21 protein-coding genes are annotated in these 24,293 nt (G+C 58.9%); 14 read left to right on the forward strand and 7 right to left on the reverse strand.

Going from position 1 to position 24,293, the window contains the following annotated elements:
- Positions 1-31: 31 nt before the first annotated feature.
- Complete coding sequence (gene tkt / locus QWI18_RS03440; RefSeq protein ID WP_192130631.1) at positions 32-2,143, reverse strand: transketolase; 2,112 nt, start codon at positions 2,141-2,143, stop codon at positions 32-34.
- Between the two features lie 236 nt (positions 2,144-2,379).
- On the opposite strand from tkt, the gene QWI18_RS03445 reads away from it, so the two are divergent.
- The 3 genes from QWI18_RS03445 to QWI18_RS03455 all read left to right on the forward strand — a co-directional run bounded on the left by QWI18_RS03445 (position 2,380) and on the right by QWI18_RS03455 (position 4,200).
- Positions 2,380-3,279 carry a bestrophin family protein gene (locus QWI18_RS03445; protein ID WP_065988168.1) on the forward strand — a complete coding sequence of 300 codons (900 nt, stop codon included), beginning with the start codon at positions 2,380-2,382 and terminating at the stop codon, positions 3,277-3,279.
- Between the two features lie 251 nt (positions 3,280-3,530).
- Complete coding sequence (locus QWI18_RS03450) at positions 3,531-3,905, forward strand: type II toxin-antitoxin system RelE/ParE family toxin (protein WP_369318220.1); 375 nt, start codon at positions 3,531-3,533, stop codon at positions 3,903-3,905.
- On the forward strand, positions 3,895-4,200 hold the full coding sequence (locus QWI18_RS03455) for a helix-turn-helix domain-containing protein (RefSeq protein ID WP_192130633.1): 306 nt from the start codon (positions 3,895-3,897) through the stop codon (positions 4,198-4,200). The genes QWI18_RS03450 and QWI18_RS03455 overlap by 11 nt, the downstream gene beginning before the upstream one ends.
- A gap of 14 nt (positions 4,201-4,214) precedes the next feature.
- On the opposite strand, the gene QWI18_RS03460 is transcribed toward QWI18_RS03455, so the two are convergent.
- The 3 genes from QWI18_RS03460 to QWI18_RS03470 form a co-directional block, all read right to left on the reverse strand.
- Positions 4,215-5,219, reverse strand: coding sequence for an asparaginase (locus tag QWI18_RS03460; protein ID WP_065988172.1), 1,005 nt, complete (start codon positions 5,217-5,219; stop codon positions 4,215-4,217).
- Between the two features lie 30 nt (positions 5,220-5,249).
- Complete coding sequence (locus tag QWI18_RS03465; RefSeq protein WP_192130635.1) at positions 5,250-6,704, reverse strand: sodium:alanine symporter family protein; 1,455 nt, start codon at positions 6,702-6,704, stop codon at positions 5,250-5,252.
- A gap of 199 nt (positions 6,705-6,903) precedes the next feature.
- Complete coding sequence (locus tag QWI18_RS03470; RefSeq protein ID WP_065988176.1) at positions 6,904-8,328, reverse strand: aspartate ammonia-lyase; 1,425 nt, start codon at positions 8,326-8,328, stop codon at positions 6,904-6,906.
- A gap of 213 nt (positions 8,329-8,541) precedes the next feature.
- Here QWI18_RS03470 and QWI18_RS03475 point away from each other — a divergent pair, with 213 nt between their 5' ends.
- From QWI18_RS03475 to QWI18_RS03495, 5 genes are all read left to right on the forward strand, one after another.
- Positions 8,542-9,453, forward strand: a complete 912-nt coding sequence (locus tag QWI18_RS03475; RefSeq protein ID WP_369318221.1) for a LysR substrate-binding domain-containing protein — start codon at positions 8,542-8,544, stop codon at positions 9,451-9,453.
- Positions 9,454-9,664: 211 nt separating this feature from the next.
- Positions 9,665-10,156 (forward strand): 5-(carboxyamino)imidazole ribonucleotide mutase, encoded by a 492-nt coding sequence (gene purE / locus QWI18_RS03480; RefSeq protein ID WP_065988179.1) that lies wholly within the window; start codon positions 9,665-9,667, stop codon positions 10,154-10,156.
- Between the two features lie 7 nt (positions 10,157-10,163).
- Positions 10,164-11,246, forward strand: a complete 1,083-nt coding sequence (locus tag QWI18_RS03485) for a 5-(carboxyamino)imidazole ribonucleotide synthase (protein WP_065988180.1) — start codon at positions 10,164-10,166, stop codon at positions 11,244-11,246.
- Positions 11,247-11,362: 116 nt separating this feature from the next.
- Positions 11,363-11,608: a GlsB/YeaQ/YmgE family stress response membrane protein gene (locus QWI18_RS03490; protein ID WP_037016790.1), complete on the forward strand. Its 246-nt coding sequence runs from the start codon at positions 11,363-11,365 to the stop codon at positions 11,606-11,608.
- A 79-nt stretch (positions 11,609-11,687) separates the two neighbouring features.
- Positions 11,688-12,224 (forward strand): DUF3299 domain-containing protein, encoded by a 537-nt coding sequence (locus QWI18_RS03495; RefSeq protein ID WP_065988181.1) that lies wholly within the window; start codon positions 11,688-11,690, stop codon positions 12,222-12,224.
- A gap of 156 nt (positions 12,225-12,380) precedes the next feature.
- Here QWI18_RS03495 and QWI18_RS03500 read toward each other — a convergent pair whose 3' ends face one another.
- The gene (locus QWI18_RS03500) at positions 12,381-13,292 is read right to left on the reverse strand and encodes a D-hexose-6-phosphate mutarotase (RefSeq protein ID WP_369318222.1); all 912 of its coding nucleotides are present in this window, start codon (positions 13,290-13,292) and stop codon (positions 12,381-12,383) included.
- Between the two features lie 106 nt (positions 13,293-13,398).
- Positions 13,399-13,800: an acyl-CoA thioesterase gene (locus QWI18_RS03505; protein WP_037016781.1), complete on the reverse strand. Its 402-nt coding sequence runs from the start codon at positions 13,798-13,800 to the stop codon at positions 13,399-13,401.
- A 380-nt stretch (positions 13,801-14,180) separates the two neighbouring features.
- Between QWI18_RS03505 and QWI18_RS03510 the strand changes: the two genes are divergently transcribed.
- On the forward strand, positions 14,181-15,482 hold the full coding sequence (locus QWI18_RS03510; protein ID WP_369318223.1) for an MFS transporter: 1,302 nt from the start codon (positions 14,181-14,183) through the stop codon (positions 15,480-15,482).
- 122 nt (positions 15,483-15,604) lie between these two features.
- On the opposite strand, the gene QWI18_RS03515 is transcribed toward QWI18_RS03510, so the two are convergent.
- Positions 15,605-17,002, reverse strand: a complete 1,398-nt coding sequence (locus QWI18_RS03515) for a hypothetical protein (RefSeq protein ID WP_369318224.1) — start codon at positions 17,000-17,002, stop codon at positions 15,605-15,607.
- Positions 17,003-17,277: 275 nt separating this feature from the next.
- On the opposite strand from QWI18_RS03515, the gene QWI18_RS03520 reads away from it, so the two are divergent.
- From QWI18_RS03520 to phoU, 5 genes are all read left to right on the forward strand, one after another.
- Positions 17,278-18,258 (forward strand): phosphate ABC transporter substrate-binding protein PstS family protein, encoded by a 981-nt coding sequence (locus QWI18_RS03520; protein ID WP_369318225.1) that lies wholly within the window; start codon positions 17,278-17,280, stop codon positions 18,256-18,258.
- 185 nt (positions 18,259-18,443) lie between these two features.
- Positions 18,444-20,729: an ABC transporter permease subunit gene (locus QWI18_RS03525; RefSeq protein WP_369318226.1), complete on the forward strand. Its 2,286-nt coding sequence runs from the start codon at positions 18,444-18,446 to the stop codon at positions 20,727-20,729.
- 15 nt (positions 20,730-20,744) lie between these two features.
- Positions 20,745-22,415 carry a phosphate ABC transporter permease PstA gene (gene pstA / locus QWI18_RS03530; RefSeq protein WP_369318227.1) on the forward strand — a complete coding sequence of 557 codons (1,671 nt, stop codon included), beginning with the start codon at positions 20,745-20,747 and terminating at the stop codon, positions 22,413-22,415.
- A 125-nt stretch (positions 22,416-22,540) separates the two neighbouring features.
- Positions 22,541-23,374, forward strand: coding sequence for a phosphate ABC transporter ATP-binding protein PstB (gene pstB, locus QWI18_RS03535; RefSeq protein ID WP_192130645.1), 834 nt, complete (start codon positions 22,541-22,543; stop codon positions 23,372-23,374).
- A gap of 51 nt (positions 23,375-23,425) precedes the next feature.
- The gene (gene phoU / locus QWI18_RS03540; protein WP_037016764.1) at positions 23,426-24,184 is read left to right on the forward strand and encodes a phosphate signaling complex protein PhoU; all 759 of its coding nucleotides are present in this window, start codon (positions 23,426-23,428) and stop codon (positions 24,182-24,184) included.
- Positions 24,185-24,293: the final 109 nt, after the last annotated feature.

A 24,293-nucleotide genomic window follows, 5' to 3' on the forward strand; every position in this document is an offset into this window, starting at 1 on the left:
GCGATTGCGGGCAAGCGCTCTTAAGCAGGATTTAACCGGCGATTTGCTCTTTCGCCCGCTTGGCGATGTTTTCCGCCGTGAATCCGTATTTGGCCTGCAGTTTGTCGATGGGAGCCGACGCACCGAAGGTGTTCATCACGATCTTCGCGCCGGTCTGACCGACATACCGATCCCAGCCCACCGGCCCTGCCTGCTCCACCACCACCCGGGCTTTAACGTCCGGCGGCAGCACGCCGTCGCGATAGGCCTTGTCCTGATCCTCGAACAGTTCCCAGCTCGGCATCGACACCACTCGCGCCGCGACCCCCTCGGCTTTGAGCTTCTCGAACGCCTCGACGGTCATGCCGACCTCGCTGCCGGTGGCGATCAGGATGACGTCCACTTTGCCTTCCACCGCATCGGCCAGCACATAAGCGCCTTTGGTTAAGCCCTCGGCGCTCGCGTATTTCGAGCGATCAAGGGTTGGCAGCGGCTGACGCGACAGCACCAGGCACGACGGCCTGCTGGTTTGCGCCAGTGCAATTTTCCAGGCTTGGGCCGTTTCGTTGGCATCGCCCGGACGAATCGTCAGCACACCCGGTGTCGCACGCAGCTGAGTCAGTTGCTCGATAGGCTGGTGGGTCGGGCCGTCCTCGCCGACGCCAATGGAGTCATGGGTAAATACGAAGATAACCGGCAATTCCATGATCGACGCCAGACGGATCGGTGGCTTCATGTAATCGCTGAACACCAGAAAGGTCGAGGTATACGGGCGGATGTATGACAGAGCCAGACCGTTGGCAATGGAACCCATGGCATGTTCGCGGATACCGAAGTGTAGGTTTCGACCGCCGTAATTGCCTGCTTCGAAGCTGCCTGCCCCATCAAACGTCAGGTTGGTTTTGGTCGACGGCGAAAGGTCGGCCGAGCCACCGATCAGCCAAGGGATTTGCTCGGCAAATGCATTCAGCACCTTGCCACCGGAAGCGCGCGAGGCGATGCCTTTGGCGTCCGCTTCAAAACGCATCTCCTTGTCCTGCCAGCCTTCGGGCATTTCACCGGCACGCATGCGCTTGAGCTGATCAGCGAGGTCGGGCTGGTCCTTTTCAAACTGGTTGAAGGTCGCCAGCCAGGCGTCGTAATCGCTGCCGCCGCGCTCCAGCAATGCATCACGCAGGCAATGGCGGGCATCTTCCGGCACCAGGAAGCTGCTGTTTTCATCCCAGCCGTAGGCTTTTTTCGTCAGCTTGATTTCGTCATCGCCCAGCGGTTCGCCGTGGGCGGCAGACGTGTTGTGCTTATTGGGAGAACCGAAGCCAATGATGCTGTCAACCACGATCAAGGTCGGTGCATCGCTGGTTTGCTGAAAGGTCTGCAGCGCTTTTGCCAGGGCGTTGGCGTCGTTGGCGTCTTTGACGTGCAGGGTTTTCCAGCCGTAGCCCTCGAAACGCTTCTGCACATCGTCGCTGTAAGCCAGCTCGGTATGGCCTTCGATGCTGATGGTGTTGTTGTCGTAGATCCAGCACAGGTTCGACAGCTTCAAATGTCCGGCAAGTGAAGCCGCTTCTGCGGTGACGCCTTCCATCATGTCGCCATCGCCGCACAGCACGTAAACGCTGTAATCGAACAGCGTAGCGCCGGGCTTGTTGAAGTGCTCGCCCAGCCAGCGCTCGCCCATCGCCATGCCGACGCTGTTGGCGCAGCCTTGGCCCAGCGGGCCAGTGGTGGTCTCTACGCCGGTGGTCATGCGGTATTCAGGATGGCCCGGAGTTTTGGAGTCCATCTGACGAAACTGCTTGATGTCCTCGAGGCTCACCGCAGGCTTGCCCGATGGTTTGCCGTGCTCGTCGATCTCGATCACACCTGCCAGGTGCAGCAGCGAATAAAGCAGCATCGAAGCGTGGCCGACCGATAGCACAAAGCGGTCCCGGTTTGGCCAGTCAGGGTGTTCCGGGTGATAACGCAGGAAATCTTTCCACAGCGTGTAGCCGACAGGTGCCAGCGCCATAGGCGTGCCGGGGTGGCCGGAATTGGCTTTCTGCACGGCATCCATGGCCAGGGTGCGAATGGTATTGATGGTCAGTTGGTCGCGGTCGGTGTGCGGCGTGAACGTGCGCGCAGCGCCTGATCGTTCGGTGGAGGGAGTATTGGCAGACGAGCTCATTAACGTTCTCCTCGTGACGGGTAGCTGAAACATCCAGATAGGTGTTGAGCACAGGGAGGGCGTTATCGTTCCATGAACAATCTGTCAGCCGGCTCGGGGGAGAACCGATTCAGCTTTCCTAGAGTAATTGGTTACATTTAGCCTGTGGTCGTAACGAACGAACTTGCCTGCAGGTATTCGAAGCTGTGGGTCGAGCCTTTGCCGACTGATTCAACGTATTGCGACGGGGGTGGCTTTTGCAGGAATTTATCGTCAAGAAGTACCGGACAATGATCCGGACGTTTACCTACATCGGTTGGTCCTTGTTCTGGCTGCTGATCTGGGACGTTGTCGTCACCGCCGACTTCATGCTGTTTCTGGATCGCAAGATCACCCTGCCATCGATGCCACTGACTCTGCTGGGTTCTGCGCTGGTGGTGCTGACCAGCTTCCGCAACACGAGCGCATACAACCGCTGGTGGGAAGCGCGCACGTTATGGGGCGCGCTGGTGAATAACTCCCGCAGTTTCGCCCGGCAGGTGCTGACGTTCATTGATGACGAGGACGGCCTGAACCCGGTCAAGGCCACACTGCTGCGCCGTCACGTGGCTTACGTCGAATGCCTCTCGGCCCATTTGAAGGGCAGCGATTGCGCCGAGCAGGTGACCGCGATGATTTCCCGGGAAGAGTACGAGCGCCGTACCCGCACCAACAACTTCCCCAACGCGATTCTCAATGAGTCTGCCGCGATCATCGCGCAGGAATACAAGGCCGGCCGCCTGGACAGCATCCGTCTGGAGCGCCTCGAAGCGACGCTGGTGGAAATTTCCAATAATCAGGGCGGAATGGAGCGCATCGCCAATACGCCGTTGCCTTACCCCTACGTGACGTTTCCGCGCCTGTTCATCACGCTGTTCTGCATCATTGTGCCGATCGGCCTGGTAGACACGCTGGGATGGTTCACGCCGCTGGCGTCCACCGTGGTGGGCTTCATGCTGCTGGCAATCGAGAAAATCGGCACCGACCTGCAAAGCCCGTTCAAAGCCTCCGAGCACGAGATCCAGATGAAAGCGCTGTGCGAAAACATCTCCGGCAATCTGAATTCGATGCTGCAGGACGCGATGGATAAGCGGCCGGTTGAAGTGGCTTATTCGTAGATCTAGATATTCCCTGCGTCCCGGCTCTGCGAGGTCAGCATTAAATGCTACATAGCGTGGGACGTTTTGAATTAGCGAGCCGCTACCGGATGTGAAATGGCGTAAGACGTCGGCGAGCTGTATCACCTGGTGACGTTTATCCCCGTGCTGCTGATCTATGTTGGCTATGGTTAAAGCCGTTGGGCGGAGTCATGGCCCTATCGACATAAATCATACCCGTAACGGGTATACACTCAGAATCAGGTGATCGGATGATGGTGTTGAAGCGAAGGGATTTCGCAAAGTGGCAAGCTGGCGAAAATCTTTCCGACAACGCGCTCTGCGATGCAGTTGCAGAGATGGAAGACGGTTTGGTCGACGCGGATTTGGGAGGAAGCTTGTACAAGAAGCGAGTCGCCCGGTCCGGCGGAGGGAAGAGCAGCGGTTATCGTACCCTGCTATCCGCGAAGTCGGGAGACAGCTACGTGCTTCTGATCGGTTTTGCGAAAAGCGCCCGAGCAAATATTACGGCTGAGGAAAAGAAGGCTCTGCGCTATGCGGGCAAAGTTTTTCTCGGCCTGCCCGAGGATGCAATGGTGTTGGCTTTGCGGGCTGGAACGTTAGAGGAGGTTCACTGTGACCAGTAAAATCATTGAGGCGCTACGGGCAGATATCGCCGAGCTTTATGCGGAAGGCGCTGTGGGCAAGATCACCCTGCGCGAGTTTGAGTCGATATGCCCAGCACCCGTCCGGGAGCTTAGCCCTGGGGATATACGGAACTTGAGGCTGGCGTTGAATTTCAGCCAGCCTGTATTCGCGCTGCACCTTAACACTACAGCTTCAACGGTACGCAAATGGGAACAGGGCGATAGCCGTCCTGCAGGACCTGCGTTGAAATTGCTGAATGTCATCGCCGACAAAGGCCTGCAGTCCATCATCTGAGCGGCGCTAGTCGCTCAGCGCAATTCCCCACACACATCCAGCTCCACCAACCGCCGCACGTCATCCCCATTTAGTCCAGCCCCCAACAGTGCATGCAGCTTGCCGAATGCGGCTTCGCGGGTCATGCCGCCGCCGGACAGCACGCCGACACCGCGCAGACGACTGCCGGCCTCATACACATCCAGTTCGACGCCGCCTTCGTGGCATTGGGTAATCGCCACGACGACGACGCCTTGCCGGTGCGCACGCTGCAGGCTGGCAAGAAAGTCGGCGTTATCGCTGGGGCCCGTGCCGCTGCCGAAGCATTCCAGCACAAGACCCTGAATACCGCTGTCGATCAGACCGTCGAGCTGAGCGGCGCCAATGCCGGGAAACAGGGGCAGCACGGCGACGTTCGCCAGTTGCCTGGGCTGACGATAATCCAGTGCCGCTGGCAACGCCGATGCGGCCTCACCACCCCGAGCGCGATTAAGTGCCGCGAACGGATTACGGCCGAAGCTGCGGATCTTCGCGCAACGAGTGGGCTCGAGCAGCTCGCCGTGGAAGTACAGATGCACCCCCGAGGCGAGCCCGTGACCCAATGCCTGCAAGGCGCCGTTGACGTTTTCCCAGGCATCGCTGTCGGGAACCCCCGCTGGCAGCATGGAGCCGGTGAACACCACAGGGGCATTCAGGCCCAACAGTTGAAAGCTCATGGCCGCTGCGCTGTAGGCCAGGGTGTCGGTGCCGTGCAGGATCAGCACGGCATCGCAACCTTGCGCTTCAATTGCTTCGACCACCGCCTCACGCAAGCGCTGCCAGTAGGCGGGCGTCATGTTGGCGCTGTCGATCAGGGGAGACATTTCGCGGAACGTCCACTGCGGCACGACCATTTCGGGCAGTGCAGCCAGTTGCTCAGCCATGCGCGCTTCAAAGCCGGAAGCGGGCGCCAGCCCGTTTTCGCTGGCCTGCATGCCGATGGTTCCACCGGTATACAGCACCATCACCTGGCGGGCTGGTGCGTGGTTTTCGCGGTTCATGCCTGTCTCCCTGGATTAACGTTCAAATGATCAACGCGGGTCCGCGACGGGTTTGCCGCTGATCGCTTGCGCGTGGGCCGCAGGCTGAGCGGCATCAGGCTTTGGCCAGGCTTTCAGGTCCAGGTCCAGATCGGGGAACTGGCTGGAGTCGAAGACTGGCGTCTTGATGCCGGCTTTACGCTGGGCATCGTAGTCGTTCAACACCCGCAGCGCGATTTTGAACAGCATCGCCAACGCGATCAGGTTGACGAAGGCCAGCAGCGTCATGGTGATGTCGGCGAAGGCGAACACCGTGCCCAGATCTTCAACGGCGCCCCACAGAATCAGCGCAAGGACCAATACGCGATAGAAGAAGATCGCCTTGCGGTTCTCGCCCAGCAGGAAGCGCAGGCTGTTTTCGCCCAGGTAGTAGTTGTAGAGGATGGAGGTGAACACGAACAGCGCCAGCGCCACGCTGATGAACAGTCTGCCCCAGTCACCGACGACGGCGGCGAGGGAGTTCTGCGTCAGGGCAATACCATCGCCTTCGAAGCCAGGCGTGTAGAAACCCGACAGCAGGATCAGCAGCGCGGTGCAGGTGCAGATGACGAAAGTGTCGAGGAATACGCTGAACGCCTGAACCACACCCTGTGCAACCGGGTGCTCGACCTGAGCGACCGCTGCAACGTTGGGCGCACTGCCCAGCCCGGCTTCGTTGGCGAAGACGCCACGTTTGACGCCCATGACAATGGCGCTGCCGATCAGGCCACCAAACACTTCATCCATGCCGAACGCGCTTTTGACAATGGTCATCAGCATGTGCGGAACGTGTTCGAACTGCACGCCGATGACATACAGCGTGACGGCGATATAGACCAGCGTCTTGATCGGCACCAGCAGGTCGGCGACCTTGGCGATGCGCTTGATCCCGCCGACGAACACCAGACCCAGCAGAATCGCCAGACCGACGCCGGCGTAGCCTGGCGAGATCTTGAAGGCGTCGTTGAGCGAGTGGGTCACGGCGTGGGATTGCAGGCCGTTGAAGGCAAAACCGAAGGTCACCAGCAACAACACCGCCATGATCATGCCCAGCCAGCGTTTGCCCAGCCCGTGCTGAATGTAATACGACGGACCGCCGCGGAACTGGCCTTCGGCGTCGCAGCGTTTGTACAGTTGGCCGAGGGAGCATTCGAAAAAGCTGCTCGCCATGCCGACAAGGGCAGTGACCCACATCCAGAACACTGCGCCGGGGCCACCCAGGGTCACGGCAATGCCGACGCCTGCGATGTTGCCGGCGCCAACACGGCCGGCAAGGCTCAGCATCAAGGCCTGAAATGAACTCAACTGGCCCGCGCTGCTGCGCAGACTGTCGCGGAACACCGCGAACATGTGAAAGAAGTGACGGAACTGAACGAAACGCGAGCGAATCGTGAAATATCCACCGAGCCCAACAATGAGCACGATCAGTACTTTTCCCGAGAGGAAGTCGTTGATGACTTCAAGCATTGGTGTTTCCTCGCTTTCTTAGAGGGTGCGCACTATACCGGCGCGCGTTATTGGAGTCTTTATCCGGTTTGCATCAAGCCCATATGACACTGGGCAAAAAAAAGGGCCTGGAAGCGTGTGCTCCCGGCCCTCAAAAGGGTGAGGGGTGTCTAGACCCTCAGCCTGGTGATCATGTTGCAAGTGCTGCAGAGCCGGACGATCAAGCCTTCAAGGGCACGAGCCGCGGCGCAATCATGTTCTCGGGGCGCAGGATGTCCGCCAGCATGACGTCGTCCAGCAAGCCCTCTTCACGCACCAGCTCCAGCACGCCACGGCCTGTTTCGAGCGCGATACGGGCAATGCGAGTGGCGTTTTCGTAGCCGATGTACGGGTTCAGCGCAGTGACGAGGCCGATCGAGTGCTCGACCAGCTCACGGCAGCGCACTTCGTTGGCGGTAATGCCGACGATGCAGTGCTCGCGCAGCATGTCCATGGCGCGCTGCAGCAGGCGAATCGAGTCGAAGATCTTGTAGGCGATCAACGGCTCCATCACGTTCAACTGCAATTGACCGCCTTCGGCCGCGATGGTCAGCGCCAGGTCGTTGCCCATGATTTCAAAGGCGCACATGTTCACCGCCTCCGGAATCACCGGATTCACCTTGCCCGGCATGATCGAGCTGCCTGGCTGACGGGCAGGGAGGTTGATTTCGTTGATGCCGGTGCGCGGGCCGCTGGAGAGCAGGCGCAGGTCGTTGCAGATCTTCGACAGCTTGACCGCGGTGCGCTTGAGCATCCCGGAGAACAGCACGAAAGCACCCATGTCGGACGTGGCTTCGATCAGGTCCGCAGCCGGCACCAGCGGCTGGCCGCTGATGGTCGCCAGACGCTGAACGGCCAGGTGCTGATAACCAGGGTCGGCGTTGATGCCGGTACCGATGGCAGTGCCGCCGAGGTTAACTTCGGTCAGCAGCTCAGGGGCCAGGCTGCGCAGGCGGTTGAGGTCTTCTGTCAAGGTGGTGGCGAAGGCGCGGAATTCCTGACCCAGGGTCATTGGCACCGCGTCTTGCAGTTGGGTACGACCCATTTTCAACACGTGGTTGAACTCGTGGCCTTTGGCCGCGAACGCCTGAATCAGGCTGTCGAGGCTGGCGAGCAGCGCGTCGTGGCCCAACAGCAGACCCAGGCGAATGGCCGTCGGGTAAGCGTCGTTGGTGGACTGCGCCATGTTCACGTCGTTGTTCGGGTGCAGGAATGTGTATTCGCCTTTGGCATGGCCCATCGCTTCGAGCGCGATGTTGGCGATGACTTCGTTGGCGTTCATGTTGGTGGAGGTGCCGGCGCCGCCTTGAATCATGTCGACGACGAACTGATCGTGGAAATCACCGCGGATCAGTCGCGCGCAGGCTTCGCTGATGCCCGCATGTTTCTCGTTGCTCAAATGGCCCAGCTGATGGTTTGCGTCCGCTGCTGCCTGCTTGACCATCGCCAGCGCTACGACCAGCTTTGGGTAGTGCGAAAGCGGAACGCCAGAGAGGCGGAAGTTATGCACTGCGCGCAGGGTCTGGATGCCGTAATACGCTTCAGCGGGTACTTCGAGAACGCCAAGCAAGTCTTTTTCGATGCGAAATGATGCAGCGGAGGACATGATAGAGAAAGTCTCAAGATGGGCACGGACTAAGCCGGAACGCCCTTGATACTAGGCCTGTAGGCTATTCTGGACCAATGCTGTAAAACGCTGCCCTATGCGCAATCGGCATAATGCCGTGGTGACGTGGGGATTGTTGCAAGCGTGTGAATCAGTGTATGACGCTCCCGTTTGCGCCTGCGTATGCGTAACTTCTTTTAGGTTGGAGAAACGATGAACCTGGAAAGCAAATGGCTGGAAGACTTCAGTGCGCTGGCCGCGACCCGCAGTTTTTCCCAGGCAGCGGAGCGTCGGTTCGTCACGCAACCGGCTTTCAGCCGGCGCATTCGCAGCCTCGAAGCAGCCTTGGGGCTGACGCTCGTCAATCGCTCTCGCACGCCGATCGAACTGACAGCGGCGGGGCAGTTATTCCTCGTCACCGCGCGCACGGTGGTCGACCAGCTCGGCGAAGTGCTGCGTCATTTGCACCATCTGGAAAGCGGGCAGGGCGAGGTCATGCAGATCGCTGCGGCGCACTCGCTGGCACTGAGCTTCTTCCCGCGCTGGATCGCGCAATTGCGCAACGAAGGGCTGAACATTGCCACACGCCTGGTCGCCACCAACGTCGGTGACGCGGTGCACGCGCTGCGTGAAGGCGGCTGCGATCTGATGCTGGCGTTCTACGACCCCGACGCGGCGCTGCAAATGGACGCCGAGATCTTCCCGTCGTTGCATCTGGGCGTGACCGAAATGCTGCCGGTCTGCTCGACGGACGAAGAGGGACGGCCGCTGTTCGACCTGGAAGGGGAGCTCAGCGTGCCGCTGCTGGCGTACAGCGCAGGTGCGTTTCTGGGTCGCTCGGTGAACCTGCTGTTGCGCCAGCGTAGCGTGCGCTTCACGACGATTTACGAAACGGCAATGGCCGACAGCCTCAAGGGCATGGCGTTGCAGGGGTTGGGGATCGCATGGGTGCCAAGGCTGAGCGTGACGGCGGAGCTCGAACGGGGAGAGCTGGTGATCTGCGGCGGCACTCAGTGGCACGTCCCGCTGGAGATTCGGCTGTACCGCTGCGCCTTGGTTCGAAAGGCCAATGTCCGACTGTTGTGGCGCAAACTTGAAGCCGGCGGCACCTCGCCTGCCGCTTGACCTCGAAGTCAGCAAATCCGGGCTTGTACGGGCCGGTCTGGTTGGCTGACAGGAGGTCGCCGGCAGTCTGTCAAACGAGGATCTTTGCGGTATACTCCGCGGCCTTCGGCCGGTTCGACTGGTCATCATTTGTACAACAAGCCACGCCGGTCCTCCCGCGTGGCTTGTTGTTTTTAGCCGCGCCTGCGGGCGCCCGATGAGAGGCACGACGATGAGCGCACTGGTTGGCGTGATCATGGGCTCTAAGTCCGATTGGTCCACCCTTAGCCACACCGCCGACATGCTTGAAAAGCTCGGCATTCCGTACGAAGTCAAAGTGGTTTCGGCGCACCGCACGCCCGATCTGCTGTTCAAGTACGCCGAAGAAGCCGAAGGCCGTGGCATCGAGGTGATCATCGCCGGCGCCGGTGGCGCCGCTCACCTGCCAGGCATGTGCGCTGCCAAGACTCATCTGCCCGTTCTGGGTGTCCCGGTTCAGTCTTCCATGCTGTCGGGCGTCGATTCATTGCTCTCCATCGTGCAGATGCCTGCCGGCATTCCGGTCGCGACCCTGGCCATCGGCAAAGCAGGCGCGATCAACGCTGCGCTATTGTCGGCCAGTATTCTGGGCGCCAAGCACCCACACTTCCACGCAGTGCTGAAGACATTCCGCGCTGAGCAGACAGACAGCGTTCTGGACAATCCAGACCCACGCGAGGCCTGAGGTTTTCATGAAGATCGGCGTAATCGGTGGCGGCCAGTTGGGTCGCATGTTGGCACTGGCGGGCACTCCGCTGGGGATGAACTTCGCCTTCCTTGACCCTGCACCGGACGCCTGCGCCGCTGCCCTTGGTGAGCATCTGCTCGCTGATTACGGCGATCAGGAACACCTGCGCCTGCTGGCGAATGATGTTGATCTGGTCACCTTCGAATTTGAAAGCGTGCCGGCTGAAACCGTCGCTTTCCTGTCGCAGTTCGTGCCGGTTTACCCGAGTGCCGAAGCACTGCGCATCGCCCGCGATCGCTGGTTTGAAAAAAGCATGTTCAAGGACCTCGGCATCCCGACGCCGGCGTTCGCTGACATCCAGTCCCAGGCGGATCTGGACGCTGCGGTGGCCAGCATCGGTCTGCCGGCCGTGTTGAAAACCCGCACGCTGGGTTATGACGGCAAGGGCCAGAAAGTCCTGCGCACCCCTGAAGACGTGAGCGACACCTTCGCCGAACTGGGCAGCGTGCCGTGCCTGCTGGAGGGCTTTGTGCCGTTCACCGGCGAAGTCTCGCTGATCACCGTACGCGCCCGTGACGGTGAAACCCGCTTCTATCCGCTGGTTCACAACACCCATGACAGTGGCATCCTGCGCCTGTCCATCGCCAGCACCGACCACCCGTTGCAGGCATTGGCCGAAGACTACGCCGGTCGTGTGCTCAAGCAGCTGGATTACGTGGGTGTGCTGGCCTTTGAATTCTTCGAAGTCGATGGCGGCCTGAAAGCCAACGAGATCGCCCCGCGCGTCCACAACTCGGGCCACTGGACCACCGAAGGCGCCGAGTGCAGCCAGTTCGAGAACCATCTGCGCGCTGTTGCCGGTCTGCCGTTGGGTTCGACGGCCAAGGTCGGCGAAAGCGCGATGCTCAATTTCATCGGTGAAGTGCCGGCAGTGGATCAGGTCATCGCCGTCGAAGATTGCCATCTGCACCACTACGGCAAAGCCTTCAAGGCCGGGCGCAAGGTCGGCCACGCCACCGTGCGCAGCAAAGATCGCGCAACGCTGGATCGTCAGGTGAAACGGGTCGAAGCCTTGATCAAAAACTGATCACAGCGGCGTCCTGCACATCCTGTTGAACCATTCGCCACCGCTGCCCCTCTCATAGCGTGTTGCCGATAGCTAGCTAGGCTATTGGCATATTCATTCAAACAGAGGGACATGGCATGGGAATCATCGGAACCATCTTCATCGGCTTGATCGTAGGTCTGCTGGCGCGCTTCCTGAAGCCAGGCGACGACAGCATGGGCTGGATCATGACCATCCTGCTCGGCATCTGTGGCTCGCTGGCCGCCACTTATGGTGGTCAGGCGCTGGGTATCTATCGCGCAGGTGAGGGTGCAGGTTTCCTCGGTGCGCTCGTCGGCGCGATCATCCTGCTGGTGATCTACGGCATGATTAAAAAGCGTTAAGCACCGCTGGCCCTCTGCGCTATTGCTGCGCGGAGGGCTAGAATGCCCGGCACTCAACTCCTCCCGCCGAGCATCTCCAATGCGTCATCTCCTCTTCGTTTCACTGCTGCTGGTCTGCGGACTGGTACGCGCTGCTGAATTGCCCGAAACCGACTGGCTCGAACTGATGCCGAAGTCGGATCAGAAAGCCCTCGAATCCATGCCCGAAATCGACCACAACTCGCCGGAAGGTCAGGGAACGTTCGACAGCAAGGGCGGTTTGAAGCAGAGCAAGGGCTTGCCTGCCGTCATGTACTCCACCAAAACCGTCGCGTCGATGAACGACAAAACCATCCGCCTGGGTGGCTATCCGGTGCCGCTGGAGACTGATGCGAAAGGTCACAGCACGCTGTTCTTCCTCGTCCCGTACCCGGGCGCCTGCATCCACGTGCCGCCACCGCCGCCGAATCAGCTGGTGCTGGTGCGCTATCCGAAAGGCCTGAAGATCTCCGACATTTACACACCGTTGTGGGTCATCGGCACGTTGAAGGTCGAGAAGGTCAGCAATGATCTCGCCGACGCCGCCTACGCGCTGGACGCATCGAAAGTGCGTGTGGTGGTTGAGGCGGATTTGTAAGGACTGGCGCCGCGCACAGATCCCGATGGGACCGGCTCGACGCACTGTAGGACTGGCTTTAGCCGGGAAGACGTCGGGTGTTGCACCACAAAATTGATGGTGCTCAAACCGGCCCCTTCCCGGCTAAAGCCGGTCCTACAAAATAGCGCAGTGTTGTCAGGCTTCTGCCAACGGCTCGGCCCAGATGCTGACGCTCAGCGCGTGCATATCACCCGGTTTGAGCGTCACGACGTCAGTCATGACGTTGGCTGTCTCAACGCATACCATGCTCTTCCAGCCATCAGCCTGCATATCGTCGAAGGTCAGGGTCTTGTCGATCCACGGGTTCCAGACGATGGCCGATTGCGAACCCGCCGTCTGAATCTGAATACGGCGTTCCCATGTCGGGTCGACCACTGAGATCAGGTTAGGCGTGTCCTGATAAATACGGTCCGTCTCGCCAGTGAACGTAATGTCACCCACCTGGACGTTCTGGGTGTCCCAGCTTTCCAGTGTATTCAGGTACTCGACGCCATCCAGCCCTTCGATGCTGATCTGGGCCACGTCGCTCACCGCGAAATAACTGTGCAGCGCCTGGCTGAGCGTGACGTCTTCAGCACCAGCGTTGAAGCTCACCAGGCTGACATTCAGCGCGGCATCCAGGCGGATGTGCAGCTTCAGGCCAACAGCGTGCGGCCAGCCCGGCAAATGCCCTTCGGCCTGGGGCTGGATGAATTCGACGATCAATGCGTCGCCGTCCTCACCCACGCCCATCAACTCCCAGCCGATCGCCCGGACTTCACCGTGGGCCTTTGCCGGTTCGTCGCTCTCGCGCATGGCCTGCACGCTTGGCGGATTGCGCTGCAAATTGCCAAACCACGGCCAGCAGATGGGCATCCCGCCGCGAATAGGCTTACCCGACTTGAACAACGCCCCCGGGTTGGACCAGATCAGCGGCTTATCGCCGTCCACCTGGTAACTGATGATATGAGCGCCTTGCTGGGCGATCACCAGCTCGGCCTGGCCGTGGCGGATGCGCCAGCAATTAAGCTCACCGAGCTGGAAGGATTCGACGTTTGACGTAGGCATAGGGGTTCTCACTCGAAGGACAGTGACTGAATCAGACTGCGCCAAGCTTGATGAGTTTGTTGCGCAAAGCCAAGGGCGGGCACATCGGCCCACCCGGGCTTAAGGATCAGCGTCGGGCAGGCACCGAGCGGGTACGGCCGCTGCCGTCGATGGCGACAAAAACGAACACCGCTTCGGTCACCTTGCGCCATTCGCTGGACAGTGGATCATCGCTCCACACCTCGACCATCATCTGAATCGAGCTGCGGCCGATTTCCAGGGTCTGGGTATAAAACGACAACTGCGCCCCCACCGCGACGGGCACCAGGAACGCCATGCGGTCGATGGCAACAGTCGCCACACGTCCTCCGGCGACCTTGCTCGCCATGGCAGTACCGGCGAGGTCCATCTGGGAAACCAGCCAGCCGCCGAAAATATCGCCGAAGCCGTTGGTTTCGCGGGGCAGGGCGGTAATCTGCAGGGCAAGATCGCCCTGCGGTATCGGATCTTCTTGTTCGAGCTCAATCATTATTGGGTCCCTCTGACCCATGACTCTACTAAGTCTTCATTTTGTTTAAAGGGAAACTCTGCGAAAACGACTTGGGCAAATGGCTTCGCACAACTTCCCTGAAGAGCCCGGTTGAGTCGCGGCCGGCAAGTATATCGAGCGCGCCGTCTTGACACGACCGCCGCTTTTTCATGATGCCTTCGCGTCATTGCAATCCATGTGCATTTGTACGCAATTTGCTATCGTGCCGAACCGACCTGGCGCACTACGCCATTTTTGGCACGCAATTTTGATGCCCGATTAACTTTTCGAGTCGAGAAATCGCGTGTGAAGCCGTTACCCACGGTTGAGTCACCGTTGATTTTTCGCCCAAAGAGAGCCTCAAAAGAGAAGCCATTGTCATGTCCTCTGTGCCTTTAAGCGCCACACAGCCTTCGCGCCCGCTGAACCGTAACGATTACAAAACCCTTTCACTGTCTGCCCTGGGCGGAGCGTTGGAGTTCTACGACTTCATCATTTTCGTGTTCTTCGCAGCAGTAGTAGGCAAGCTGTTTTTCCCCGTAGATATGCCCGAATGGCTACGTTTGATGCAAACGTTTGGCATTTTTGCCGCCGGTTATCTGGCTCGGCCGCTGGGCGGCATCGTCATGGCGCACTTTGGTGACCTGCTGGGCCGCAAGAAAATGTTCACCCTGAGCATTTTCCTGATGGCCGTGCCGACGCTGATCATGGGCCTGCTGCCAACGTACGCGCAGATCGGCATCTGGGCGCCGATGTTGCTGCTGCTGATGCGCGTGATTCAAGGCGCCGCGATTGGTGGCGAAGTGCCTGGCGCGTGGGTATTCGTTTCCGAACACGTTCCCGCCCGTAACGTCGGTTACGCCTGCGGTACCCTCACGTCCGGCCTGACGGCCGGGATTTTGCTCGGCTCGCTGGTCGCTACCTGGATCAACAGCGTGTACTCGCCCGTTGAAGTATCGGACTACGCCTGGCGGATTCCTTTCCTGCTTGGTGGCGTCTTCGGTCTGATGTCGGTTTACCTGCGCCGCTGGCTGCACGAAACCCCGGTGTTCGCCGAGCTCCAATTGCGCAAGCAACTGGCTGACGAAGTGCCGCTCAAGGCAGTCCTGCGCGATCACCGTGGCGCCGTTGTGCTGTCGATGCTGCTGACCTGGCTGCTCTCTGCCGGTGTGGTGGTGGTTATCCTGATGACCCCGACCCTGCTGCAAAAGGCCTATGGTTTCGCACCTGCCGATACCCTGAAAGCCAACAGCCTCGCCATTGTCTTGCTGAGTCTGGGGTGTATCGGGGCTGGCGCGCTGGCGGATCGAGTTGGCGCGGGCCTGGTGTTCCTGTTCGGCTCGCTCGGTCTGCTGGTGAGTTCGTGGACCTTCTACCACATGATCGGCACGCACCCGGATCTGCTGTATCCGCTCTATGCCATCACTGGTTTGTTTGTCGGCACTATCGGTGCCGTGCCCTTCGTGATGGTCAAGGCCTTCCCGCCGGTGGTTCGCTTCTCCGGGCTCTCATTTTCCTACAACCTGGCGTACGCCATCTTTGGCGGTTTAACGCCTATGGTCGTCAGCCTGATGTTCGCTGCCAACCCGATGGGCCCGTCCTGGTACGTGGCGATTTTGTGTGTGATGGGGATGGGGATCGGTGTGTATTTGTTGAAGAAGAAACCGGGAATTCAATCGTAATTGAGGGATGTAATCTTCGGATTGACGGCGGGCCAGCCAACCTGGCCCGTCATGTTCGCTTGATTTAGCAAGGTGGCCAATACCGGTGTTTACTGCGAGAAGCCATGACACATGTGTTGCCTTTAGAATTTGTCCTTGTAGGCGAAAATCGATGCCTTACCTGTAGACCCGCCGACGATCAATAACGTCCCGGAGGCGTTCGTCGTGAAACTGCTTTTCTCATAACTAAACAATTCGCCACTATGGGGCGCGGCTATTCCTCGTTCTCCCCCAAAGCTGGGATCTGGCAATCCGTTGGACAGAAAACGGGCCATCACTGGATGGAATTTATAGTCGCTACTATGACCGTACTCGCCTCTAACTGTGGTGGTATGGAGGGGGGCAGCCAGTTGCTGTCCACTCATGAAAACGCTCAAATTATTATTTTCTGAAAGGCTCACAAAAACAGGGTCTCCATAATTAAAGATTATTTCAGGCGAACCGTTTTCCTTGTAATTTGCCAATGCCGCATAAGCGGTTGCATAGTCGGCAGAATACTGTTGCCCGCAAACAACGATGTGGCTATTGTCCTGCGAAAACGTGCAGCTGTTTATGGTTTCGAAATCGTTCGACAGGTCGAGGTAACCTGAATCTCCAAATTGTGCTAATTCACCCTCATTTGTCAGGCACGTAAGGTACGGGATAATTTCCATGTTTACGCTTTCGTATTGGCAAGTGATGAGCACTCTTCCAGAATCAGTATCTACATCAATATCAATTGGATCAACGCTCCTTCCATCCTTACGAAACATCACATACCCGTACCCGTGAAATTTTAGATCTGCGCTGCCTTCTTTCGTGATATGAAATAGGAAAGCATCTTGTTTAGTAAGCTTACCTCGTTGTCTCTGGACCGATGCCAGGATAAAAACCCCTCCATCTGCTTGCACTGCATACTCGATGGCAGGAACAGCCCGCACATGAGTCCTTATTTCGTTGATAACTTCGCGGACATCTACGACGCCTTGAGTTCCGTAGCTGGAGTCTTTAATCCCGCTGGGCAGAAGCCGGGTAATCATGGGTTTGTTAAAGCGGGCGCCTCCTAGACTTATAAGGTCGCCTACTACAATTAAACCTCCATCAGATGTTTCATGCGATGAGCGGAGACGGGTATAGTGTGCATCGTCAAAGTTAATTTGCCCGAAGCCATTCTTTTCCGGACCGAAGCTCAAATCCAGTTTCCCATCCGCGGTGATGCGTGCAACGGCAGCGTAATTGGGCGTGTCTGCTGCGGATGAGGCTTCTTCATAAGCGGTTACCCAAAAGCTGTCTTTGGCTGTAGGCACGATGCTTGAGGCTATTGTGAGTGGATGCCCGGCTGAGCTAAGTACCAATGTTCCCTTATTGCCAAACGTCTCATCGTGCTTAAGCAAAGGAATTGTAGGATCTTGCTCGTAGTTGGCTAGAGCATTTCGATTAATAAATTTATCTCGCCATATTGTTGATCTCAATTGAGTTTTACTGAAAGTTCCCTTGTTCATGGTGAATTCCTTAAATTGGTATTGGCGTCTGGAAGAAACCCTGCACTTTCTATAGTAGATAGTGGTTGCCGGGGAGTTAGATGTTTTCGAAGTAATGTGGATTTTTTTATTTCGAATAATGTGGGGTGAGCAATTCACTTACGCTGTGGTTAAACCGTCGAAGGCCTGAGAGAAGGAGGGAACTCGATTTGTTCATTTTTTTGTCACAATATAGTCATATCTTTAGGCCGTCAGGGGCGATTCGTACGGCCAATTTGGACATCTAGGAGCAATGCATGACCTTCAAACGTTTGATGACGGCGCTGACTTTCGTGGCGGCTGGCGTGACTGTCGGCAATGCGTGTGCCGCCGTCGACCCGGCAATCAAGCCCTATGTCAAAACCAGTGGGATCTCCGGGAATCTGTCCAGCGTGGGCTCCGACACACTGGCCAACCTGATGACGATGTGGGCCGAGGCCTACAAGAGAGAATACCCAAGCGTGAACATCCAGATTCAGGCCGCCGGCTCTTCGACAGCGCCGCCCGCACTGACCGAGGGCACCGCGACCCTGGGGCCCATGAGCCGCAAGATGAAAGACGGCGAATTGTCGGCCTTCGAGCAGAAGCACGGCTACAAACCGACGGCGATTCCCGTAGCAGTGGATGCGTTGGCAGTGTTCGTTCACAAGGACAACCCGATCAAGGGCCTGACGCTGCAGCAGGTCGACGCGATCTTTTCCGCCACCCGGCTGTGCGGCGCCAGAACCGATGCAAAAACCTGGGGCGATGTGGGCGTGACGGGGGATCTGGCCGGCAAGGCCATCCAGCTGTTCGGGCGTAATTCGGTTTCCGGCACCTACGGTTATTTCAAGGAAGTGGCGCTGTGCAAGGGCGACTTCAAACCCAACGTCAACGAACAGCCCGGCTCAGCGTCAGTGGTCAGCTCCATCAGCAATTCGCTGAACGGCATTGGCTACTCGGGCATTGGTTATAAAACGTCCAGCGTGCGAACCGTACCCCTGGCGAAAAAAGAAGGCGGCGAGTTCGTCGAAGACAACGAAGCCAACGCGCTGAATGGCACCTACCCACTGGCGCGCTTCCTTTATGTCTACGTCAACAAAGCGCCGAACAAACCGTTGAATCCGCTTGAAGCCGAGTTCGTCAAATTGATCCTGTCAAAACAAGGTCAGGAAGTTGTCATGAAAGACGGGTACATTCCGTTACCAGCCAAGGTTGCTAGCAAAGCCTTGGCTGATCTGGGGCTACAAGAACGGTAGCGAGCACGCTGCCCAGACAACCCTGAAGCGGGGTGACAGGTTCGTCCCGCCACAAACGACAAAGGCCTTATGGAACGAGGCTCGCAGAACACTGAACAGTCCGTTGCCCCGATTCAGGGGCGGCGGGCTTTTTTGCGTCACCTCGCTGTCATGTATTTGTCATACACAGCGGCTACGGTGTGCGCATGAATGGTTTGGCCAATTCCCCAATGACCGAAAACCCCCGTCCCGAGCGCATCGATTTCAATGCGCCCGAGCTGCAACGCAAGCGCAGGATCCGTGCGCTCAAAGACCGTCTGACGCGTTGGTACGTCTTAGTCGGCGGTCTTGCCGTGTTGGCCGCCATCACGTTGATTTTCTTCTATCTGGCTTACGTCGTTGCGCCGTTGTTCCAAGGGGCGAAACTGACGCGCAGCGATGCTCAAACGCCTGCCTGGCTGCAGGATGCCGGCAAGCCGATGGTATTGGCCATCGAAGAGCAGAATCAGGTCGCCATGCGCGTGTCCGACAAGGGCGAAGCGCTGTTTTTCCACCTCAAGGACGGCGGCGAGATTTCCCGAGTGGCTTTGCCGATCCCTGCTGGCGCGAAAGTGACGTCGGTGGCGCAGGATCAGCCCGGCAAGCCTTTGATCGCGGTTGGCCTGTCCAACGGCCAAGTGCTGGTGTTCAAGCACGCTTACCCGATCAGCTATCCCGACAGCAAAAAAACCGTCACCCCCACGATTACTTATCCCTACGGCGAGACGCCGCTGGTGCTGGACGAAGGGAGGCGGGCGATCGAGCACGTCAGTCTGAATGCGAGCGACACCACCCTGATTCTGGCCGGCGCAACCGGTCCCCAGCTGCACGTGTTGTCGCTGACCCAATCTGAAAACCTGATGACGGGCGAAACGACTCGCGAGCAGAACCGAATCGAGCTGCCGCAGCTGTCGGCGGCCGTTAAAGCCATCTACGTCGACCCTCGCCAGCAGTGGCTTTACGTGATCAATGGTCGCGCGCTGGTGGATGTGTTCGACCTGCGGGATCGCACGTTGAACGGCCGCTACAAAATGCTTGAAGACGCCGATGCCGAAACTACCGCGAGCACGCAACTGGTCGGTGGCGTCTCTCTGGTGATCGGCAGTTCCCGAGGCAATATCGCGCAGTGGTTCATGGCGCGGGACGTCGATGGCGAGATGCATCTGCAGCACATTCGGGATTTCAAAATGAGTGGCGCACCGATCTCCCTGATCACCGCCGAGCAACGCCGCAAGGGCTTCATCGCCATGGACACCTCCGGCAAGCTCGGTGTGTTCCACAGCACCGCTCACCGCACGCTGCTGATCGACCCGATTGCCAGCGGCCCGGCCGTGATGGGCTTGTCGCCGCGGGCGGATCGCATCGTCGTTGAGGACAGCGGCCGGCTGCTGCCCTTGAGCCTGAAAAACCCGCACCCGGAGATTTCCTGGAGCGCCCTGTGGGACAAGGTCTGGTACGAGAATTACGACGAACCCAAATACGTTTGGCAATCCACCGCATCCAACAGCGATTTCGAGCCCAAGCTGAGTCTTGCGCCGCTCACCTACGGCACCCTCAAAGCCGCGTTCTACGCCATGCTGCTGGCCGCACCGATTGCCGTCGCTGCGGCGATTTACACCGCTTACTTCATGGCGCCGCGCATGCGCCGCAAGGTCAAGCCGATCATCGAGCTGATGGAAGCGATGCCGACGGTGATTCTCGGGTTCTTCGCCGGGCTGTTTCTGGCACCGTATCTGGAAGGGCATCTGCCGGGCATCTTTAGCCTGCTGATCTTTACCCCCATCGGCATCTTGTTGGCAGGGTTCGGCTGGACGCGCTTGCCTGACTCGATTCGTCTGCGGGTGCCCGACGGTTGGGAAAGCGCGATTCTGATTCCGGTCATTCTGCTGATTGGCTGGGTCTCACTGAGCATGAGCCCGCACTTGGAAAACTGGTGGTTCGGCGGCGACATGCGCTCGTGGATCACTAACGACCTGGGCATCACCTACGATCAGCGCAACGCACTGGTGGTCGGGATCGCCATGGGCTTTGCGGTCATCCCCAACATTTACTCGATCGCCGAGGACGCCGTGTTCAGCGTACCGCGCGGTCTGACGCTCGGCTCACTGGCCCTCGGCGCCACGCCGTGGCAGACGCTGGTTCGGGTGGTGATCCTCACGGCCAGCCCGGGGATTTTTTCTGCGCTGATGATCGGCATGGGGCGCGCCGTCGGCGAAACCATGATCGTGCTCATGGCCACCGGCAACACGCCGATCATGGACATGAACCTGTTCGAAGGCATGCGCACGCTCGCGGCCAACGTAGCGGTGGAGATGCCCGAGTCGGAAGTGGGCGGCAGTCATTATCGCGTGCTGTTCCTCGCCGCCCTGGTGCTGCTGATGTTCACATTTGTCATGAATACCTTGGCGGAGCTGATTCGTCAGCGCCTGCGCAAGCAGTATTCGTCTCTTTAGGGCAGGTTGAAACCGATGAAGCAGACCTCCCTAAAGCGATGGTTCAACAGTGGCGCCCCCGGCGTCTGGCTGAGCGCGGGCGCGGTGTCTATCGCGGTGATCATGACCGTCGGCCTGCTGGCGGTGATCGCCGTGCGCGGGCTGGGACACTTCTGGCCCGCCGATGTGATTTCCGCCCAATACGACGTTCCCGGGCAGGAAAGCCACGTGTTGGTGGGCGAGCTGGTTCAGTCTGAACAAGTGCCACGCGCAAGGCTCAAGGCCGCCGGGTTGCCAGTCCCTGATCGGGGGCCGGAGTTCATGACCCGCGATCTGTTCAAGGTCGGCAACCGGGACATCAGCCCCAGCGATTTTAACTGGGTCATTGGCGAGTGGCTCAAGGACCCGCGCAAGCCAGCAGAATTGATGACCCTGGAGCGCCGCGAGTGGGGCAACTTTTACGGCTATCTGGTCAACGTCAAGGAAGACGGCAAAGTCGTCGCACAAGGCGAAGCCGCATGGCCGCAACTACAGGCGCGTATCGAGCGCGTGCAGGGGATTTCCGATCAACTGGATGACCTGGAAAAGGGCGAGATCGGCGCGATCAACCACGGGATCGAGCGGCTGCGTCTGCGAGCGCGCAAGCTTGAGCTGAACGGCGAACTTGATGCAGCGGCCCAGGCAGACATGGCCACCGAGCGTGCCGAATACGACGCCCGCTACAAAGACGTCGAGTCGCGGCTTGGCGCGTTACACGCCGAATACAATCGTGACAGCCTGACGGCCCGTGACGCCAACGGCAAAGAAATCGAGATCAGCATCGGCAAGGTGGTTCACGCGTATCAACCCAACGCCATGGGCACGATGACCAAGCTGGGGTTCTACTTCCAGAAGCTTTGGGAGTTCCTCAGCGACGACCCTCGCGAGGCCAATACGGAGGGCGGGATTTTCCCGGCGATCTTCGGCACCGTGATGATGACGCTGATCATGGCCGTCATCGTGACGCCCTTTGGCGTGCTCGCTGCTGTCTATCTGCGTGAGTACGCACGCCAGGGCGTAATGACGCGTTTGATCCGCATCGCCGTGAACAACCTCGCGGGCGTTCCCGCGATCGTCTATGGGGTGTTCGGGCTGGGCTTTTTTGTTTACGTGCTGGGCGGTTCTCTGGATCAACTGTTCTTCCCCGAAGCCCTGCCGGCGCCGACGTTCGGCACGCCCGGCCTGCTCTGGGCGTCGTTGACTCTGGCGCTGCTCGCCGTGCCGGTGGTGATCGTCGCCACCGAAGAAGGCCTGGCGCGCATCCCGCTGACGCTGCGCGAGGGCTCGCTGGCCCTAGGCGCGACCAAGGCCGAAACCTTGTGGAAGATCGTTCTGCCGATGGCCAGCCCGGCCATGATGACCGGCCTGATTTTGGCCGTGGCGCGAGCGGCCGGTGAAGTGGCGCCGCTGATGCTGGTGGGTGTGGTCAAGATGGCGCCGTCGTTGCCGCTGGACGGCAATTACCCGTACCTGCACCTTGATCAGAAGATCATGCACCTGGGTTTCCATATTTACGACGTCGGTTTTCAAAGCCCCAACGTCGAGGCCGCGCGCCCGTTGGTGTACGCCACGGCCCTGCTGCTGGTGCTGGTGATTGCGCTGCTGAACCTCTCGGCGGTAACGATTCGCAACCGCCTGCGCGACAAGTACAAGGCGTTTGAAGACTGAGTCAGCGACAAGCTTCAAGCTTCAAGCTTCAAGCTTCAAGCGGCGAGCTGAAAAGCCGCATACCGTATCAGCACCAAATTTGCAGCTTGCGGCTAAAGGCTTGCAGCTACGAACGGAGAGAGACCATGCAACACGAATCCCACGCCCACGGCATCAATATGTCGGCCCTGGGTCGCAAGCGCCAGGTGCTGGATCTGGCGAACGAAGCCGTTGCGCTGGAAGTGCCGGGGCTGGATCTCTTCTATGGCGAGAAGCAGGCGCTGTTCGACATCCGGATGAACATCCCGAAACAACGCGTCACCTCGTTCATCGGGCCGTCCGGCTGCGGCAAGTCCACGTTGCTGCGCACCTTCAACCGCATGAACGATCTGGTGGATGGCTGTCGCGTTCAGGGCGAGATCAAGCTCTATGGCCACGACATCTACACTAAAGGCGAGGACGTCGCCGAGTTGCGTCGCCGGGTCGGCATGGTCTTCCAGAAGCCCAATCCGTTCCCCAAGACCGTTTATGAAAACGTGGTTTACGGGCTACGTATTCAAGGCGTGAACAAGAAGCGCGTGCTCGACGAAGCCGTCGAATGGGCGTTGCGCGGCGCCGCACTGTGGGACGAGGTCAAGGACCGCCTGCATGAGTCGGCGCTCGGACTTTCCGGTGGTCAGCAGCAACGTCTGGTGATCGCCCGCACCATCGCCGTCGAACCTGAAGTGCTGCTGCTCGATGAGCCGTGCTCCGCGCTCGACCCGATTTCGACCCTGAAAGTCGAAGAGCTGATCTACGAACTGAAATCCAAATACACCATTGTGATCGTTACCCACAACATGCAGCAGGCCGCGCGCGTGTCGGATTACACCGCGTTTCTGCACATGGGCAAGGTGGTCGAGTACGGGGACACCGATACGTTGTTCACCAATCCGACCAAAAAGCAGACTGAAGACTACATAACCGGTCGTTACGGCTAGCACGTGTTTCGTCAGCCTTGAACCACCGCGCAATCAATCGGACGGACACTCATGATCAAAGACAGCCATACACATCACATCTCCCAGCAGTTCAACGCTGAACTGGAAGAAGTTCGCAGCCACCTGCTGGAAATGGGTGGTCTGGTCGAGAAGCAGGTCAACGACGCCGTTACCGCGTTGATTGAAGCCGACTCGGGCCTGGCCCAGCGAGTGCGCGAGGTGGACGACCGCATCAACCAGATGGAGCGCAACATCGATGAAGAGTGCCTGCGCATTCTGGCCCGTCGTCAGCCTGCTGCCTCCGACCTGCGTCTGATCATCAGCATCTCCAAGTCGGTCATCGACCTTGAGCGTATCGGCGATGAGTCCACCAAGATCGCCCGCCGTGCGATTCAGCTGTGCGAGGAGGGTGAGTCGCCGCGCGGTTACGTCGAAGTGCGCCATATCAGCGATCAGGTGAGCAAGATGGTGCGCGATGCACTGGACTCGTTCGCTCGTTTCGATGCCGATCTGGCGTTGTCCGTTGCGCAGTACGACAAAAATATCGACCGCGAGTACAAGACGGCGCTGCGTGAGCTTGTCACCTACATGATGGAAGATCCGCGTTCGATCTCCCGCGTGCTCAATGTGATCTGGGTGCTGCGTTCGCTGGAGCGCATCGGTGACCACGCGCGGAATATCTCCGAACTGGTCATCTACCTCGTGCGCGGTACCGACGTTCGCCACCTGGGCCTCAAGCGCATGCAGGAAGAAGTCAAAGGTCTGACCGCCGAAAGGATTAATGTTCTGGACGCGCCTGACGATAAATAAGATTGCCTGAGAAAAAACGCCTGGCGACCGCCGGGCGTTTTTGTTTCTCCGGTCTGCCCGTATTTTTTCAAGTCACCCGCGAATAAAAGTCCCGGTGTCGTCAAACAGT

The sequence above is a fragment of the Pseudomonas sp. W2Oct36 genome, from assembly GCF_041060465.1.
Taxonomy (GTDB): Bacteria; Pseudomonadota; Gammaproteobacteria; order Pseudomonadales; family Pseudomonadaceae; genus Aquipseudomonas; species Aquipseudomonas graminis_B.

What these genes read in the sequence shown, in the direction of transcription:
- QWI18_RS03525 (WP_369318226.1), top strand. Translation starts at nt 18,444, where the DNA reads ATGAATGGTTTGGCCAATTCCCCAATGACCGAAAACCCCCGTCCCGAG.
- purE (WP_065988179.1), top strand. Translation starts at nt 9,665, where the DNA reads ATGAGCGCACTGGTTGGCGTGATCATGGGCTCTAAGTCCGATTGGTCC.
- QWI18_RS03450 (WP_369318220.1), top strand. Translation starts at nt 3,531, where the DNA reads ATGATGGTGTTGAAGCGAAGGGATTTCGCAAAGTGGCAAGCTGGCGAA.
- QWI18_RS03470 (WP_065988176.1), bottom strand. Translation starts at nt 8,328, where the DNA reads ATGTCCTCCGCTGCATCATTTCGCATCGAAAAAGACTTGCTTGGCGTT.
- tkt (WP_192130631.1), bottom strand. Translation starts at nt 2,143, where the DNA reads ATGAGCTCGTCTGCCAATACTCCCTCCACCGAACGATCAGGCGCTGCG.
- QWI18_RS03520 (WP_369318225.1), top strand. Translation starts at nt 17,278, where the DNA reads ATGACCTTCAAACGTTTGATGACGGCGCTGACTTTCGTGGCGGCTGGC.
- QWI18_RS03505 (WP_037016781.1), bottom strand. Translation starts at nt 13,800, where the DNA reads ATGATTGAGCTCGAACAAGAAGATCCGATACCGCAGGGCGATCTTGCC.
- QWI18_RS03475 (WP_369318221.1), top strand. Translation starts at nt 8,542, where the DNA reads ATGAACCTGGAAAGCAAATGGCTGGAAGACTTCAGTGCGCTGGCCGCG.
- QWI18_RS03490 (WP_037016790.1), top strand. Translation starts at nt 11,363, where the DNA reads ATGGGAATCATCGGAACCATCTTCATCGGCTTGATCGTAGGTCTGCTG.
- QWI18_RS03460 (WP_065988172.1), bottom strand. Translation starts at nt 5,219, where the DNA reads ATGAACCGCGAAAACCACGCACCAGCCCGCCAGGTGATGGTGCTGTAT.
- QWI18_RS03495 (WP_065988181.1), top strand. Translation starts at nt 11,688, where the DNA reads ATGCGTCATCTCCTCTTCGTTTCACTGCTGCTGGTCTGCGGACTGGTA.
- QWI18_RS03465 (WP_192130635.1), bottom strand. Translation starts at nt 6,704, where the DNA reads ATGCTTGAAGTCATCAACGACTTCCTCTCGGGAAAAGTACTGATCGTG.
- pstB (WP_192130645.1), top strand. Translation starts at nt 22,541, where the DNA reads ATGCAACACGAATCCCACGCCCACGGCATCAATATGTCGGCCCTGGGT.
- pstA (WP_369318227.1), top strand. Translation starts at nt 20,745, where the DNA reads ATGAAGCAGACCTCCCTAAAGCGATGGTTCAACAGTGGCGCCCCCGGC.
- QWI18_RS03485 (WP_065988180.1), top strand. Translation starts at nt 10,164, where the DNA reads ATGAAGATCGGCGTAATCGGTGGCGGCCAGTTGGGTCGCATGTTGGCA.
- QWI18_RS03515 (WP_369318224.1), bottom strand. Translation starts at nt 17,002, where the DNA reads ATGAACAAGGGAACTTTCAGTAAAACTCAATTGAGATCAACAATATGG.
- phoU (WP_037016764.1), top strand. Translation starts at nt 23,426, where the DNA reads ATGATCAAAGACAGCCATACACATCACATCTCCCAGCAGTTCAACGCT.
- QWI18_RS03500 (WP_369318222.1), bottom strand. Translation starts at nt 13,292, where the DNA reads ATGCCTACGTCAAACGTCGAATCCTTCCAGCTCGGTGAGCTTAATTGC.
- QWI18_RS03510 (WP_369318223.1), top strand. Translation starts at nt 14,181, where the DNA reads ATGTCCTCTGTGCCTTTAAGCGCCACACAGCCTTCGCGCCCGCTGAAC.